Origin of the sequence: Paenibacillus azoreducens (assembly GCF_021654775.1) — a bacterium.
GTDB classification, from domain to species: Bacteria; Bacillota; Bacilli; order Paenibacillales; family Paenibacillaceae; genus Paenibacillus_AQ; species Paenibacillus_AQ azoreducens.
In genome coordinates this window covers 74592-91789 of the sequence record NZ_AP025343.1, presented here as the reverse complement: position 1 = coordinate 91789, position 17198 = coordinate 74592, and the positions used below count along the sequence as shown (strand labels likewise).

Here is a 17198-nt window from a genome sequence, read left to right as displayed (position 1 = left end):
GCGATTATTTTGGAAAGAGTGGTTGGAACAGTCGTTAGAGGCCTCCGTTGCCCAATCATCAATCAAGGGGACAGCATCGAGGAAATCGTCGTAGATAGCGTATTAAAAGCTTCCGAAGCGGAAGGCTTCAACATTCATGATAAAGATATCGTTACCGTTACCGAATCCATCGTTGCTCGTGCGCAAGGCAACTATGCTACGATTGATCACATTGCGAAAGATGTGAGCTCCAAATACGGGGAGGAAACGGTTGGAGTCATTTTCCCGATCTTAAGCCGGAATCGCTTTGCAATCTGTCTTCGCGGCATCGCCAAAGGCGCTAAAAAAATCGTTCTCATGCTCAGCTATCCATCGGATGAAGTGGGAAACCACTTGGTGGATCTCGACATGCTTGATGAAAAAGGGGTTAATCCTTGGACAGATGTGTTGACAGAGCAGCAATTCCGCGAGCTTTTTGGTTATAAAAAACATACTTTTACCGGCATCGATTATATCGATTACTATAAATCATTGATTGAAGAATACGGCGTGGAATGCGAAGTCATTTTCTCGAACAATCCAAAGACGATCTTGGAATACACCAAAAACGTGCTGACATGCGATATCCATACCAGATTCAGAACGAAGAAAATTTTGAAAGCCAATGGCGGAGAAAAAGTGTATGGTCTCGATGACATCCTGACAGCATCCATTGATGGCAGCGGATGTAATGAAGCTTATGGCCTGTTAGGCTCCAACAAATCCACCGAAAACAGCGTAAAGCTGTTCCCGCGTAATTGCCAACCTATCGTGGATAACATCCAGCGCATGCTCAAAGAAAAAACGGGCAAGCAGGTTGAAGTGATGATTTATGGGGATGGGGCATTCAAAGACCCTGTGGGTAAAATATGGGAGCTTGCGGATCCGGTTGTATCGCCAGCTTACACGGCGGGACTTGACGGCACACCGAATGAAGTAAAGTTGAAATACCTTGCCGATAATAACTTCGCTGATTTAAGGGGCGAGGAACTGAAGCAGGCAATATCTCAATATATTAACAAAAAAGATGCGAATCTGGTTGGAGCCATGGAAGCCCAAGGTACGACGCCAAGAAGATTAACCGATCTGATCGGCTCTCTGTCGGATTTAACTTCCGGAAGTGGAGATAAGGGCACGCCTGTTATCTTTATTCAGGGATATTTTGATAACTACACGAAGTGAACTAACGAAATAAACTAACGAGCTGAACTATATAAACGCAACTCCAAACTCTAACGGACACAGCGGCCGTTATCAGGGTCAATTGCGACCATTATGAATTCTAACGGACACAAATGCAGTTATTTTGCGAAAAATCCCCTTCTGGCGGTGCTTTAGGAGCAATTAAGTGCTGTGGTGTCCGTTACAATATGAAAGCCGCCCTTTTCAGCGAATTAACGTCCATGGGGTCCGTTAGAAAATACTCGGAGCCGAACACATCAGGTTTGCGTTTTGTCCTAACGTTACAAAGGCATTTTATGAATCGGCCCTCTCCACTAAAACGGTGGAGGGGGCTTTTGCTTTCAAAAAAGCAGCTTCCGCAAAATGAATTCAATCTTTCCCTATCGCAAATCTGTTCAATTTAGCCTCTCCTGCAAGTATGGCAGCGTCAAGGATATTCCCACGGCTGATCTGCCCTCTTCTGAAATAAAGGCTGCGGAGAAAGTTTTTGCTATTTACGCGGGCGATCCTCGGACCACGGCTTTGCGGCAAGTCGGCGCAGTGTGTCAGTCCACTGATCCAGTCTGCGACCTCCTGCTGCGGGAGCAGACTTTTGTCAATCATGGTATCCACGATACGGGCGATCCGCTCATCTTCTTCTTCGCTAAAAATTTGTATCCCGTTATGCAGCATTCCCTGAACAGCGGCAAGCACCTCAAGCTGTACCGCAGCATCACTCTCCTGGCACTGAACCAGCTCCACCAAAGCATCCGCACCGTGTGCCGCACTGTGAGCCCAACCCCCTTCAGGCAGATAGCCGCGCAGATCCTTTTCCTCCTTATAATAGCGGAGCAGTGAATGCTTAAGATGCTGGAATTCGGCATGATCCAGAAAAGGTTTCTTTCTGTGGCGCAACACGATCAAACCGATGGGCAGGACAGAGAACGCCCTTGTAAATACAGACTCGTCACCCTCGCTGCCAATATGATAAAACAAATGTCGCTCATCGGTTAGAACAGCCAGGAGACCACGCAATTCCGTTTCCGTTAACCTGCTGCCATCTTCTTCAATCCATTCATAAAATGTCGTACAAATCAGATCATCCCGTAATTCCGGCTGAGGATCCCCTATAAATTGCAGCATCAAAGTTAAGAAATCCTGATAACACTCTCCTTCACGAAGTTGGTACTGCTCCTTTTCTATTCTTTGCAGGTCCGTCATGAGTTTCATCCTTGTATCGTTCACAATTCCATCCCCTTCAACATATTGATAATTTCCTCTATTACAATTTCCGGTTCATCATGATGAACATAATGCCCGCTGCGCCCGGCAACCCTGATCTTGCTTACCGTTGACAGCCGCTTAAAACCGGCTTGCAGCCTTTGCTCCATTTGCAATATTTCTTGTTGTGGCCATTCCCCATCATCGCCATCATTATCATCATTACCATCATCTCTATCACCGCCATCCGGCAGCCCGCTTGTAATAATTGACAAGGGAATATTGCTTTGCCGTGAATGATCAACGACCTCCTTATAGCTCCGTAACTTATCGATCTTCTCCCGATTCAACATCGGATTTTCGAGATAAGCTCTATTCACTGAGATCAGCTTCTCAGGCAGAATCTTTTCATAAGCGAGCTCTTTATATTCGTGTGCAGCATCAATCAGGACGATCCCCGATACCATCGCCGGATAACGACTCGCAAATAACCTGGCAACCAATCCTCCAAAGGAATGTCCAACAAGAATATACGGCGGTTCCATTGGAATACTCGATAACAACTCGGAAAGCTCCTGCACCAAGTCAAGGCATGTCCGCGGAAGCGGCGCAGCTTCACTTCTACCCACGCCCACCCTGTCATACGAAAAGGTTGATGTGATCCGCGATATCCGGTCCTGCACTACATCCCATGACTCCGAGCTATCACCCAATCCTGCGATGAATATTACGCTTGGCGTACCTTTTAACGAATATTTGCTGAACAGCTTGCGGCCATGACAGGTATGGAAGGCTTCAACCATACGCATTTTTGTGCCACTCCTTATGTAGAAATGAACAATCGCATTCTTTTGTAGCTTCTTCATATGTTAACTCCCTGCTATACCTCTACAATAAAACAAAACGACTGACATCAGTATGTCAGCCATTGTATGGGAGCAATAATTTTTTTATATATTCTTTTAATTCATCTCTCAAATAAAGGGGCTCTACAATCTCGCATTCCTTGCCAAAGCTTAAAATATATTTGAGTAACCCTTCATCATGAGGAAAATGATCTACAACAATGTATTGGTTATCTTCCGTTTGATGAATATCCGCTTCTTGGAAATACTCGGTTAGCCCCTTGCCCATTCGATTGGAAAATTTCAAGCTAACTCGAATACTTGATTTGCGGATGCTTTCCTTAAATATTTCTTCGATTTCTCCCTTTGAAATATCTCTTTTTTCGAAACTGTCACCCATCTTCAAATTCCTGATCCGTACCAGTTTAAACTTTCTGTAGTCGTTTCTGTATCTGCAAAATCCAACCAAATGCCAATGACCGGCAGAAAACGTGATTTGAAGCGGCTCTACAATTCTTTCGGAATATTCCATTTGTCTGTTGCAATAATCAAATACCATCAGCTTGTTTTCTTCAATGGCTTGGTTCATCAGAAACAGGTATTCCTTTAATTCACTCTCCATACTGAAATGGGACATGTTAATGTTCAACTTATCCGTATTTTTTTCTTGTGTATACGTATTCTCGATCTTTAAAACCATATCATTAAACTGTGTGTTTTTCCCAAACAGAAAATTTAGATTATTCATGATCGCCATGAAGGTGGAAGCTTCATCTCTCTTCAAAAAAAGATTGTCCACATTATAGTTTTCCATAATGTAATAGCCCCCACCTTTACCGCCAATGGATGCGACCGGAATACCTGCTTCGCCTAATTTTTCTATATCCCTGTAAATGGTTCGTATGGATACTTCAAAATGTTCCGCAAGCTCTTTGCCTGTAACCATACCTTTTTTTGAGATAATTAATAACATGGAGAGTAATCGATCTACGCGCATTTTGATGTATTACGTTGATTTACAACGTTCCTCCCATATTTTGTGTTGGGCATAAAAGAAAAACACTTCTTGCCTACAAAGGTTGAAGGCAAAGCAAAACGGCCTTTAGTTCCATGAATTTCAGGATAAAGGCCGAGTTCATTTCATTTCTATTTTGTTATTGACTACTGACGGATTTCAACTTCTTTAGACCAAGCGTCCGCGCCGTAGAAGCATGAATTTCACGGACAAGCTCAGGATTTTCCACGAGTGGCAAGCCATAAGAAGGAACCATTTCTTTTATTTTCGGCTCCCATTCTTTTAGATGCTGCGGGAAGCATTTTTCGATGACCTCCAGCATGACGGAAACGGCAGTGGAAGCCCCCGGAGAAGCGCCGAGCAAGGCGGCGACCGATCCATCAGCGGCAGTCACCACTTCCGTACCAAATTGAAGCGTTCCTTTACCGCCAGAGACAGTATCTTTAATAACCTGCACACGCTGGCCGGCTACCAGCATATCCCAGTCTTCGCTTTTGGCATTCGGGATAAACTCTCGCAGCTCTTCCATACGCTTCTCTTTCGACAACATCAATTGTTGGACGAGGTATTTTGTCAACGAAAGATTCTTTGCACCTGCCGCCAACATCGTGAACAGATTATTCGGTTTTACGGAGCCGATCAAATCAAACATGGACCCGGTTTTTAGGAACTTCGGCGAGAAGCCGGCAAACGGTCCAAAGAGCAGCGATTTTTTATTATCGATAAATCTCGTGTCAAGATGCGGGACAGACATTGGAGGCGCCCCGACCTTCGCTTTGCCGTATACTTTGGCATGATGCTGCGCTACGACTTTCGGATTGTTGCACACCATAAATAGCCCGCTGATCGGGAATCCTCCGATATGTTTTCCTTCAGGAATACCGGATTTTTGCAGCAGAGGAAGACTTCCTCCCCCGCCGCCGATAAAGACGAATTTGGCAGTATGGCGTTCGACTGTGCCGCTATCATTCCTTATTTTCAATTCCCACAAGCCATCGCTTGTACGTTTGATGTCATCGACACTATGTTTGTAATGAATATCGACGTTTTTCTTCCTTAAGTGATCGAACAGCATGCGCGTTAAAGCGCCAAAGTTAACGTCCGTTCCAGAGTCCATTTTTGTTGCCGCTATAGGTTCGTTCGATGTACGGTCTTTCATAATAAGCGGAATCCATTCCATCAGTTTTTTCGGGTCGTCGGAAAACTCCATCCCTTGGAACAGCGGGTTTTTGGACATCGTCTCAAAACGTTTTTTCAAATACGCTACATCTTTTTCCCCTTGCACTAAACTCATGTGTGGCAATGGCATGATAAAATCTTGCGGATTACGAATCAGATTGCTGTTTACAAGATAAGACCAAAACTGCATTGAAACTTGGAAATGCTCATTAACCACGATCGCTTTGCTAATATCGATAGATCCGTCCGATTTCTCGGCTGTGTAGTTAAGCTCGCACAGTGCAGCATGCCCCGTTCCCGCATTATTCCATTCGTTAGAGCTTTCCTCGCCTGCGCTTGCCAGCTTCTCAAACACTGTAATTTTCCATTCCGGTACTAATTCTTTCAGCAATGTCCCCAAAGTCGCACTCATGATTCCGGCACCAATTAAGATAACGTCTGTTTCGGTTTGTCTGCTGCTCATTTTTACCGTCCTTACACGCTAATATTTGAAGAAAAGATGTAGGCGCTCTCACAATAAATCAGAGTACGACCTGGTCTCACACCTTTTCTAGATGAATTATAACCTGATAAATATTATATCACTATTTTACAGACTGTTAAATGATTGTTATATGCCATTTACAAGCCAATAACATTTAAGAAGCGAGAAACCGTCCGCAAAATCATGGGAAAACACAAAAAACCAAGGTATTGTATTGGAACATGATTAAAGCGATATTCTTCATAAAATGCCCCTGTTGGTTCTCTGCTTCGTTGGGATCCGCGTACTTCATAGAAGGAATGCATAATCAACGTAACCGGCGGCAAGAAGAGCAAATGCAAGACGCTCCTCGTCGAGCGGCTTTTTCATTTTCATCGGCAGAGAGCTAAACACCCAAGATTTCGCCTCATTTGTGAAATCGATTCACTGCGTCTTGCTTCTCCTCAATAAAGCCCGTAAAAATTCCCTAGCAATTAAGAATTGGTTAAGGAACAGACAAAGACTGATTAAGAATTGCTTTTGTATGCTGGATCCATACACCTTATAGATTATTTCGGAAAAAGAGGGGAGAAGCGAAATGAAGAGAACACGAATAACACGTGTGACGCGAATTGTTATTGCGTTTGCTATCATGATTCTGTTTACGAGTACAACCGTATTCACTACACCCGGCCTGGTTGCTGCCGAACATGGCAGGGGAGCGGGCGAAAGCATGAGTACGCCGTCTGGCATTCCTTATGAGGAGCTTGGCCAGGAAATCGATCGTTTTGTCGAACCCTTTATCGGGCAGTCGACGCCAGGCGCGGCCATTGTCATTACGAAAGACGACCACATCATTTTTTCCAAAGGATACGGCTATGCAAATCTGGAACAAAAAACTCCTGTTGACCCGGCGAAAACAGTATTCGGCTTCGGGTCGATTAATAAGCTGTTCGTATGGACGTCGATTATGCAGCTGGTAGAAAAGGGCGAGATGGCGCTCGATCAGGATGTTCGGACCTATTTCCCAAAATCGTTTGCCGATAAACTGCGTGCCGATAAACCTTTCACACTGCTGGATATGATGAGTCATACTGCAGGTTATGAAGAATATTCGGGCGGGCTGTTCATTAAAGCGACGAAAAAGCTGGATTCTCTTGAAAATGTTCTGCTGTCCTCGCAGCCAGCACAAACATATGAACCCGGAAAAGTCATGTCTTATTCCAATTTCTCAACGGCGCTGGCCGGGTATGCGGTAGAAAAAGTAAGCGGCGAATCTTTTTCGGATTATGAGTTAAAGCATATTTTACGGCCGCTTGGGATGGATCATACATCGGGGCATCCGGAGCTGGGGGACCGGCCTGAACTGCAGAAGCTTGAAGCGACCGGCTATGGCCGCCTCGGGAGCGGAAAGTTCGAAGCTAGAGAGAAGCATTACATTCCGTTTTATCCGGCAGGTGCCATGAAAGGAACCGCTGAAGATTTGGCCCGCTTCGCCATCGGCTTGACTGCCGCTGATCATCCGTTGTTTAAATCCGTTAAAATGCAGCAGTCGATGCTTGCCCAAAGCTATACGCCACATCCTGAAATGCCATCCAATGCGCACGGCTTTTGGGAGTACAGCGTCAATCCGCGAACTGTCGGCCATAGCGGAGGCGCAGTAGGCTTTTCCAGCAATTTTGCGATTGTGCCCGAGGAGCGGCTGGGGATCGTCGTTCTGACGAATACGGAAGTCGAGCCGGATATCGTTCCAAGCCTGGTTAACAAGCTCATTCAAAATAAAAAAGCCAACGATATTGTTCCCGGCACCCATTTGCCGTCATCGCAAGATGCAGCCGGAAATTATGTATTATCGCGAAATACGCTGACCACGTTTCAGGAGATTATGGGGTATCTGACACGGGTAAGCGTGAAACCAAGCGGCGAACATGATCTTACCGTCACCGCCATGGGAAGATCCGGCGAATACACGCAAGTGAGTCCTAATCTGTACAGGTTAAAGAACACCAAAAGTAAAAGCTTACAAATGTCAGCAGCGTACTTATACGTCGAAAAAGACGAAAAGGGGAAGGTAGTTCGCTTGAGCGGCGGCCAGGGCATGGATATGCTGCCGGTTAAGGCAAGCCGATCGAATGCGGTCTTATTGCTTTCGGCCGTCGTGGGGGCCATGGCAGTTATTTTCTTCGCGGTCACACCGGTCGCCATGTTCATCCGCTGGCTGATTCGCAGGAGAAAGGGTTTGAACTCTACCGTATCCAGCCTGCTTATGGCGGCGATAGTCGGTTGTGGAACCATCACGGCTGCCATGGTTCTGTTTCTAATGGCTACGATGATCACAAATCCATATGCGGAGGTTAGCCTGTTTAACCGCTGCATTCTAATAAATTACTTCGCCGCCGCCATTGCGGTAATCTGCGCAGCTGTCGCCATATGGGCCGGACGAAAGCAACCCCTAACCCGCAGCCAGATCTGGTTTCGGGTAGCGACAGCTGTTATATGGATCGGTTTTATTATAGACCTAATCAATTGGAAATTTTTCCACATCATTTCGTAGTCCAACAAAATAAAACATCATCCGCTGACGCGGAAAAGTTGAGAATTGCTGAATGCAGATATGAGGATGTTCCAAGGCTGTTGTGATAAGAAATTTTCCTAAGGATGCCTACTCAATGAAATTTTTAATGAAGGGTGAGCAATCCCTGGATGGTATGGATAGATTACGTGACCGCGAATAGGTTCAGAATTTAATTGAAATGCTGAATGGTTCATTAAAGCATTGGAGAAAAAATATACTGATCTCGAAATCAGTGAATGCTGGAATATAAAATCCCCAAATTATCATTATTGGCCCGAGTGTGAGTTGCACCAGGCGACTCATAATTGATGGCAGGAGAAACTTGGGGCGGGCAATTAGTTTGATGTTAATGACTTCCATGTAGTATAATGTAATGTAAAGCTTATACAAATTTTATTACTTATTGGATGGTGAAGCAAATGGGGAATAATGTAAAGTATAAAGATGCTTTATATATAATTTTAGATCTGTTAAGAAATATTTTATTTCTAATAATAGGACTGCTTTTTCTTAATGCAATAGAAAATTCTTTTATAAAAGAATTTCAAAAGCCATGGCTTATGCTTCCATACATGATTGCAAATTTAGCGCTTTTATATGTGTTCTACCGTAACTTCTTGGGTAATAGGACCTTTTATAAAGCTTTTCAAAAAAACAGTATGTCTAAAAAAAATACATTCCTGATAACTGTAGTGTCGATATTAATTATCGCAGCGGTGGCTTATCTTCAGTAAATTAAGAAGGAAGGGGGGCTATGATAAGCCTCTCCTTCCTTCTATTACTTAGTTCATTGTTACATTAATTGTTTGAGTGTTACCCGGATCCGATACTTTGCCTGTAGGAACAGCAGAATAATAAGCTACACTTGCAACAAACTTCTTAGTCCCAACCAATTTATCGTAGTTTCCATTACTTGTACTGCTAGGCAAATCAAAGTCAGCAACTTTCCCTAGCCCATCTGATCCAATAAGGCCAATGGCAGTGAATTGGAGATTATTACCAATATAACTATGATATTTTGATGTTGTATCTCGAGTAACCATATTTACGTCCACCTGGTTATTAATTACTCCAATATCAACTGTGACTGTTCCGGATGTCTCGACAGATGAAAAGACCCCAGATCCTTTACCATAGAAGCTGCTGCTCTTGACGGCAAGTGTGGAAAATTCGCCTGGGTTAACTGGAATGGTATGGCTTTTCACGTATGCAGCATCTTCTTCAGAAAATGGCTGATTCAGATCATACTTTGAATAAATATCAAGCAATTTCTGATTTACATCCTCTGTGAAAATTGAAAACGCCTGACTATCTTGATTTAAGACTTGAGTCTCTTGAGCTGAACCTTGTTGTTCGACTGAGTCCGATTCAGCTTGTACCAAGCCGAATGGAATAGCTAACGCCAGAGCCGATGTTGCCAGTAGTGCTTTGAATTTTTTCATGATAAAAAGCCTCCTATTCTCTTGTAAAATTTGTTTTTCATATTATTAAACAACTCAAACGATAAATAGTTACAGTATTTGTATAAAATATTTTTATTTTCTATAAATCCCCTATATTCCCTTTATTACCAACTTACCGTTAAAACCATGAATCATTTGTATTTTCTGATTTTTTGAGAAGAGAGTAGTCTGTTTCCTTTATTCTGCTGCGCCCGATTGCGAATTGTCGGTTCTGGTATATATCATGCAATCTTTGGCCATCTGTGCTTCTTAGATCTGAATCCTCGATCGAGATCGATGCTGCCCCCTAGATCAACACAAAGAAAGAGCAGCTATTTCCTAAGCGGATTACAAGAAAGCCGGTTACGTAAGCGGAGAGCGTCAGGCCCTGCCTGTCGGTGTCGTTTGTCGTGGCTCCACCCTTCTTGCGTCTGTTTCGGAAGGCCAAATTCTAAATCGGCAAAAGAAACTTTGGTTTCTTGCGTTTGGATATGTCCTCCTAATGACCGGAAACACAGGCAGCGGTCTGCCTGTGTTTTTTTATTTTTTTCGGTCACAAATGCGTAAAAATGGAGGAACTGATGACATGCATCCGAATGACAAAAAGCACCGCAAGGTGCGGAAATGCCTGAATGAACCGAACTTTAGCGGTCAGCATCTGCTGCATAACCCACGAATTGTGCGGCAAATCATCGATCAGTCGGGCATCCGGCCCAGCGAAATCGTGATGGACCTTGGAGCCGGAAAAGGCGCTATGACGTTTGCACTGGCGGAAAAAGCCAGCAGCGTTGTGGCGATCGAAAATGATCCCCGCTTTGCGGAAATTCTTAAAGCCAAGTCCCAAGCACATGCCAATGTCGCCATTATCGAGAAAGATATTAGACTGGCTTATTTGCCCAATAAACCGTTTCGCGTCGTCGCGAACATCCCCTACGCCATTACGACTCCAATTTTAGAAAAGCTGCTGGACCCCCCGACCGATTTCTTTCAAGGAGCGATGCTTTTGATCGAATACGGAGCGGCCAAGCGCTTCACTTCCAGGCCAATCCGTGACCCGCGCATCTTACGGTGGAGAATGTGGTTCGACCTGGAATTGATTAAGGTGTTTCCGCGGACTGAATTTTCTCCCCCGCCGAGCGTGGAATCAGCTATATTCCGCATTCGCCGCAAAGCAGATCCCTACGTCCAAATCCGCCACCACCGGCATTTTGCCGGATTCGCCGAGTACGCGCTGAAACGTCCCGAGCTGCCGATATACGTGGTGCTGCAGGGCATCTTTACCCCGCCTCAGCTTAAACATCTGTTCAAAAATCTTGGCGTTGACCGGCAGGCCCCGATCTGCACGTTAAATGAACGCCAATGGGGGATGATATTCCGGACGATGCTCGAACGGGTGGATGCGTTTCGTTGGCCCAAGTTATTGAGGCGTAAATAACGCATGGGCTCTGATTGAACTTTCATAATTATGTAAAAGGCCGCCGAATAATCGGCGGCCTGATTGTTATTCAAACCTCAAATCTCTATGTTTGCCTCCAAAAACTCAAGATACTTTGGGTCATCTTCCATAAAAATATCAATTCCCGCACCCATGTAAGCCCGCGTTAGCTCGTCTGCTGCCTTTTCAAGATTACCCTGTTCATAATACAACTGACCTAGCCGAAGATGAATATAGGGGTTACCCAACCCTTTCGGACACTGAACAGCGTTAAAAAAGCACTTGAATGCCTTCTCGTAATTCTCCATTCGAAAATGAACATCCCCAATAGCCACGTATAACCACGTAGCAGCCTCCCATTCCCGATGGTTTTCCGGTAATAAGCGGAGGGCCGCAACATACTTATGCTTGCCAGCTTCAAGGTCGCCTGCCTTCACTAAATCTTCGCCTTGTTTAGATAAAGCGGTGATTTCGGAATAGATGGAATCTGAAAGTTGCATCGTTATTTCTCCTGTCCGTTATAAATCTCATTTATGAATTTAACGAATAATCGTTTTCTGCTCTATAACTCCAGGTTAAATTCCCGTTGAATTTGAATACGCCCGGTGTCTGTAATTATAATAGAACGCTTCACAGCACCCCTGGCAATCCAGCCCAGCTCAAATAGACGGCGAGTGATGCCGACCGCGATAGGACCTCCCATATGGTGGTGCCGTTCAGTCCAGTCGATATGGCGAGGAATAGAACGTGCAAGCCTGTTTAAACCGTCTATTTTCACTCCAAACTCTATAAGCCACTTTTCTCCTAATACAGTAAGTTGGTACTTTCCATCCGATTCTTTAATGTACTCTTTCCTCAAAAGTGCATTGGTAATTGATACCCCGAGCTCGCCAGCCAAATGCTCATAACATGTCCTGGCATAACGAAGCGCCTTTGCTTGGTCGGATTCGCGCAAGGATCTGGCAGGAACAGGAGTCGTGAGAGAAGCCATTTCCTCCATCACTTCTGCCACTTTCGAACTTGCCAATCGATAATAACGATGCCGCCCTTGCGGTTCCATCACGATAAGCCCCCCTTCGACCAACTTGGTGAGGTGAGCACTTGCCGTTTGCGGCGACACTTCGGCGATATAGGCCAGTTCGCCTGCGGTTAGCGACCGCCCATCGGCAAGAGAAACCAGGATTGTAGTACGAGTAGGGTCGCCAAAGAGAGCTCCGATAGAGGCTATATTTTTGTACATATTCATATTTCGATGATACATGAAATAATGGCATGTTACAATCCACACAGAATAAAGCAGAAAGTTGAGGGAACGAACATGCAAGGATTGACGGCAGTCGATCAACAACACGCAACCACTCGTGACTGGCCTATTATTGTTACGGCTGGGGTTGGTTTTTTTCTATCTGCATTGGATACGGGCATTATGAACGTGGCGCTGCCGACGCTCGGGCAGACTTTTCATGTCGATGTTAATGCCGTTGCTTGGACGGTGACTCTGTATCTTATTTCACTCAGTTCCACAATCATCATATTCGGCCGTATTAGCGACCGGGTTGGTCGAATGAAGGTTTATTCCATAGGTTTGGCCGTTTTTGCCATCGCATCCATTCTGTGCGGAAGTGCATTCTCCGCTCCCCAACTGATAATCTTTAGGGGACTGCAAGGAATTGGAGCTGCGATGCTTCAAGCAACTTCAGCAGCCATTATTACGACCTATATTGCAAAAGAGAGGCAAGGGGCTGCTTTAGGGACCTTGGGGATGATACTTGGACTTGGCAATGTTTTGGGCCCAAGCGCTGGCGGACTGCTTCTTTCGTTCGTGGGATGGCGCTGGATTTTCTGGATAAACATCCCTATTTGTGCCATGGGATTATGGGGATGCTACAAGATTGCAAGAGTGACGAAAGAGCAAGTGAGCCCGGTTCCTCTCAACATCGTGGGCAGCGTTCTTCTGGGTGTTGCTACATTCAGCCTTCTCTGCGGGCTTTCGGCAGATTCATTACCCGGATTTCCAAGGATGCTTCCATATGGCTTCTTTGCGTTATCTTTAATTGGCTACATCTTCTGGGAGACTCGGGTAACAAACCCAATCATACCATTGTCATTATTTCGCAGCGGCGCCTTTATTGTCCCGATTCTGTCCGCCCTTGTCCTGGGTTTTGCCACTGCAATTGCTTTTATCGTTCCGGCATACTATCTTGAGGGGGTAGCCCACCTTATGCCTTGGCAGGTTGGATTAGTGAATCTAGCAGCCCCATTAGGTCTGGTTATGCTGTCCAAGCTTTCGGGAAAACTTATCGGTTCCTACGGGATAACTCCGTTAACATTATCGGGGCTAGGGATCATGTTTATCGCTCTTATTGCGTTAAGTACAATGCAGCTTAACTGGCATAGCGTTACATTCAGCGCCTTATTATTGCTCTACGGTTTTGGCGCAGGCATATTTATTCCCGCTAATCTATCGGCTATTATGGGCTCGGTAGGCCTTGAATTACAGGGAACAATCGGATCCATTCAGCGGATGGTGCAAAATATTGGACTCGCCGTAGGCACTTCAACGGCTGCCTCAATGATTCGGTTGGACACGAACCTAGGGTTGTCGGCTTTTCGTAAAATTTGGATTTTGTCAGCCTGTGCAATACTGATCGCTTTTCTCTGCACGGCTTCATTACACCTATTCCGCCGCTACCGCTCCGGAAAAATATAGTTCCGCAACATCCAAAGAAGCTTTGGTGCGGTTCATTTTAAAGGGGATATCCCGTCGCAAGAGCTTGAATAAAATTAAAGAATCTGTTTTGAGTCGGCTCTCAGTCAGTGGAGTCGGGAGAAATCACGTCCCACTTTCCAAACAGCGTCAACCCCGCCGCTTTAGCCAACGCCGTAGACGCCTGGTTATCGAGCTGGCATCGGTACTGGGGTTCGTATCCCTGATCATAGGCATACTTGCAAATGGAACGCACCACTTTACGGGCGTGGCCTTTTCCTCTAAAGGTCGTCAGGGTCAGTACGCCGAGATCCGCAATTTGCGCATTGTACCCCCAGGGATACATGCTGGCTGCGCTGACCAGGCGGTTTTGCTCAAAAGAGCCGAACACCGCCCAGTGATCCAACTCCACATAAGCGTCATCCAAGTCTTGTTCTGAGGCAGAGGACTGGAACTCGGAGAAAACCGCATCATCTTGCTCTGTTAACCGGCGCAAGACGCCTTCCAGGCTTTCTTGCAGCAATACGTTCTTTTCGGCTTCTGAAAAATAAAAAACATAATCTGCGCCATGCAAAGTGACTCCCGCTTCATTCAACATCTGACGAAAGATCTCCTCAGACAGATCTTGTCGTTGATAAAGGCCTACCTTATCGGCCATCGCAGGCGTCAGAACCGCCATGACCCGGCCGTCTGTGGTTTCCAGCACCATGACCCGACTGTCTTCGTCCAGATCCGGGTTAGTAGCGACAGTAAAGACTTCATCGCTATAGAGGACGTCTCCGTTCAAAAATTGCGCCCGCCAAAAGTCAGTTATCGTTTGTGAAAATAAAGGCATATTTATTACTTTTTGTTGATTTGTCATTATGTTCACTTCCTTGTGCTTTTGACTTATTTTTTGCTGCAAAGGGAATAGTTCCTCGTCTCAAATAGGGAAGCCCGTAGTCTACGGACAATTATGCGTCTACCCCCTCATGGTTTTCCCTATCGCTCCAATGGTATCAAAATCATTTCAAGATGACTTTACAATAATTAATTCATAATTAAACTATCCTAATCGTTATTCCGTGCTGTCTGTAACGGCAAATTTTTAGGCCACCCCTGCCGGGATGGCCCTTTCTTTGCTGAGTATGCCTAACTGAAATAGTGTTCTCAGTTGTTTTCACGTTTTAGAGTTCTCGGTGGTAACGCACTTCTTCCGATACTTCTTTGAAGCCAACTGCGTGATATAAAGATAAAGCGGATCTATTGGCCGTTTCAACTTGTAGTTCTGCGAACGCACATCCATGGTCTTTGAGATAGGTGAGCGCCTGAGAAAGTAGATGCTTTGCAATCCCTTGTTTCCGCCAAGGCTCTCTCACAAATAGATCTTCAATAATCCCATCTCCATCATTATCCACCCAAGCCATGACACTACCTACTAAGGTGGTATTCTCCCTTACAACAAAAGCAGTCCACGAAGAATTCTTCCGGTTATCCATTAACCTCTTTAACCCGATTGGGGCCTCAGGCCAAATCTCCATGTCAACTTTTAAGTATTCATCGACGCTTTCCTCCGAATCCATTGCCCCTCGCAAGCAACGGTAAGAAGCAGTAAGTACGGACTCTTCAATCTTCTTGGATAAGTCTCTTCGCATCGTATACGAACTCTTCCAGTACACAAAACCCTTCGATACGAAATAATTGTTGTTGTACTCTTCAGTTGATTGGTTGCCTATAGCAATCATTGTTCGATTCGAACCAGGCAGCGTTTTTTTTAGCTCGTACGCTCTATTTAATAAACACTCATATAGGAGATCATAGAGCGGATAGTCGTCTTCCCTTTGCGGGAGTGTCTTCAAATTGATAAAAATATAATGTGCATGCTCTTGGGAACTGCCCGGCGGAATCTCGGTAATTATACCAACTTGTCCCTTACCTATGATTTGTCCGCTCTCAATCGCTACGAATACATTCAGCCAATTCTCTTCTTCTCCAACCCACCAGAAAACGGTGTTGTTTTTAGATGTAACGGCATGATACAAATCGCCTAACTTCTGCATATCATCCTTTGTAAATATCCGAACCTCTACTTTTCTCAAGCAAGACACCGCCATTTTTAATAATTTTAGTAACAGTAATATTTTACCTTTTTATTGATGTTTTGTTTGGTAATGAATTATTATAATCATTTTGGTTGATGCAATATCACGCGAATTGGTCATGGGAGCCGGTCAAATACAGGCTCTTCACGCACTTCCCGCACGAAAAGATTTAACCATCATTATGGTAAGGTTCAGCTTAATGAGGTTATCGGCTTCTGAAAATCTGTTTATACAAAACTCATATCTATGCATGTCTTCTGTGAAATAACCCATAAAACAATAGTTTTATGTTCTTGTGGAATAATTGTAAAGACAAAAGGAGACAAGTAACTGGAAGAGTAAACCTCGGGAAATATTGACATATAAAGCGAGCCAACGGTATGATTTATATTAATTTCATTAATGTAGGTGACCTATGAGGAAAAAATTACAAGTCTACATATCGTCTACTTATGCTGATTTAATTGTGGAAAGGCATGCCGCTGCAGAAGCTATACTTAAAGCTGGACACATCCCTGCAGGAATTGAGCTATATCACGACGAAACTCAAATGGGAATTATTAAGAGATGGATCGATGAATCTGATGTATATATCCTAATTCTCGGAGGATTCTATGGTTCAATGCTTCCTGATGAATCCAAGAGCTATACTCATTGGGAATATGATTATGCCGGAGAAATCGGTAAACCTAGATTTGCATTTGTTGTCACAGATGAAGCATTAAGACGACTACCATACGACTTTGTAACAATGGAAAACTATCAAAAGTTTCAGGAGTTTAAACAATCCGTATCAGAAGAAATACCTATATTTTATGCTGAAGATGAACGGCACATTAAGTTGGTTATCCATGATAAATTGCCAGAGTATGCAAAAAGAGAAGATTTGTCTGGATGGGTTTCTGGCAAGGATATCCCAGACGTACAAAAGTTACGGGAAGAGAATGCAAGTTTGTTGAGAGAGAATGCTAAATTAAATGCTGAGTTAGAGAAAAATAAAAGAGCAAATACATGATATGAAATATTTTCAGAATGCACCTTTAGCCGTATGGAGTG

15 protein-coding genes are annotated in these 17198 nt (G+C 44.5%); 6 read left to right on the top strand and 9 right to left on the bottom strand.

What is annotated here, in order from left to right; all coding sequences use genetic code 11:
* The first annotated feature begins 9 nt into the window (after window positions 1–9).
* Window positions 10–1200 (top strand): coenzyme F420-0:L-glutamate ligase, encoded by a 1191-nt coding sequence (locus L6442_RS00510; RefSeq protein ID WP_212979405.1) that lies wholly within the window; start codon window positions 10–12, stop codon window positions 1198–1200.
* Window positions 1201–1569: 369 nt separating this feature from the next.
* Here the strand turns inward: L6442_RS00510 and L6442_RS00505 are convergent, their stop codons facing one another.
* The 4 genes from L6442_RS00505 to mqo form a co-directional block, all read right to left on the bottom strand.
* Window positions 1570–2424, bottom strand: coding sequence for a DUF2785 domain-containing protein (locus L6442_RS00505; RefSeq protein WP_212979406.1), 855 nt, complete (start codon window positions 2422–2424; stop codon window positions 1570–1572).
* Window positions 2421–3209 (bottom strand): alpha/beta fold hydrolase, encoded by a 789-nt coding sequence (locus L6442_RS00500; RefSeq protein WP_212979407.1) that lies wholly within the window; start codon window positions 3207–3209, stop codon window positions 2421–2423. The genes L6442_RS00505 and L6442_RS00500 overlap by 4 nt, the downstream gene beginning before the upstream one ends.
* A gap of 112 nt (window positions 3210–3321) precedes the next feature.
* Entirely contained in the window at window positions 3322–4218 is an 897-nt protein-coding gene (locus tag L6442_RS00495; RefSeq protein WP_237100163.1) for a helix-turn-helix transcriptional regulator, read from the bottom strand.
* A gap of 181 nt (window positions 4219–4399) precedes the next feature.
* A complete protein-coding gene (gene mqo / locus L6442_RS00490) occupies window positions 4400–5902 on the bottom strand; it encodes a malate dehydrogenase (quinone) (protein ID WP_212979409.1) in 1503 nt (500 codons plus the stop codon).
* Between the two features lie 598 nt (window positions 5903–6500).
* Between mqo and L6442_RS00485 the strand changes: the two genes are divergently transcribed.
* Complete coding sequence (locus L6442_RS00485; protein ID WP_237100162.1) at window positions 6501–8456, top strand: serine hydrolase domain-containing protein; 1956 nt, start codon at window positions 6501–6503, stop codon at window positions 8454–8456.
* Between the two features lie 440 nt (window positions 8457–8896).
* Window positions 8897–9211 carry a hypothetical protein gene (locus L6442_RS00480; protein ID WP_212979410.1) on the top strand — a complete coding sequence of 105 codons (315 nt, stop codon included), beginning with the start codon at window positions 8897–8899 and terminating at the stop codon, window positions 9209–9211.
* A gap of 48 nt (window positions 9212–9259) precedes the next feature.
* On the opposite strand, the gene L6442_RS00475 is transcribed toward L6442_RS00480, so the two are convergent.
* Window positions 9260–9919 (bottom strand): hypothetical protein, encoded by a 660-nt coding sequence (locus L6442_RS00475; protein ID WP_212979411.1) that lies wholly within the window; start codon window positions 9917–9919, stop codon window positions 9260–9262.
* A 586-nt stretch (window positions 9920–10505) separates the two neighbouring features.
* On the opposite strand from L6442_RS00475, the gene erm reads away from it, so the two are divergent.
* Complete coding sequence (gene erm / locus L6442_RS00470) at window positions 10506–11354, top strand: 23S ribosomal RNA methyltransferase Erm (RefSeq protein ID WP_212979412.1); 849 nt, start codon at window positions 10506–10508, stop codon at window positions 11352–11354.
* Window positions 11355–11431: 77 nt separating this feature from the next.
* On the opposite strand, the gene L6442_RS00465 is transcribed toward erm, so the two are convergent.
* On the bottom strand, window positions 11432–11854 hold the full coding sequence (locus L6442_RS00465) for a tetratricopeptide repeat protein (protein ID WP_212979413.1): 423 nt from the start codon (window positions 11852–11854) through the stop codon (window positions 11432–11434).
* A gap of 62 nt (window positions 11855–11916) precedes the next feature.
* Complete coding sequence (locus L6442_RS00460) at window positions 11917–12600, bottom strand: ArsR/SmtB family transcription factor (RefSeq protein ID WP_212979481.1); 684 nt, start codon at window positions 12598–12600, stop codon at window positions 11917–11919.
* A 72-nt stretch (window positions 12601–12672) separates the two neighbouring features.
* On the opposite strand from L6442_RS00460, the gene L6442_RS00455 reads away from it, so the two are divergent.
* Complete coding sequence (locus L6442_RS00455) at window positions 12673–14064, top strand: MFS transporter (protein ID WP_212979414.1); 1392 nt, start codon at window positions 12673–12675, stop codon at window positions 14062–14064.
* Window positions 14065–14164: 100 nt separating this feature from the next.
* Here L6442_RS00455 and L6442_RS00450 read toward each other — a convergent pair whose 3' ends face one another.
* Window positions 14165–14923: a GNAT family N-acetyltransferase gene (locus L6442_RS00450; protein ID WP_212979415.1), complete on the bottom strand. Its 759-nt coding sequence runs from the start codon at window positions 14921–14923 to the stop codon at window positions 14165–14167.
* A 304-nt stretch (window positions 14924–15227) separates the two neighbouring features.
* A complete protein-coding gene (locus tag L6442_RS00445; protein WP_212979416.1) occupies window positions 15228–16139 on the bottom strand; it encodes a GNAT family N-acetyltransferase in 912 nt (303 codons plus the stop codon).
* A gap of 418 nt (window positions 16140–16557) precedes the next feature.
* On the opposite strand from L6442_RS00445, the gene L6442_RS00440 reads away from it, so the two are divergent.
* Window positions 16558–17157, top strand: coding sequence for a DUF4062 domain-containing protein (locus L6442_RS00440; protein WP_212979417.1), 600 nt, complete (start codon window positions 16558–16560; stop codon window positions 17155–17157).
* The last annotated feature ends 41 nt before the right edge of the window (window positions 17158–17198 follow it).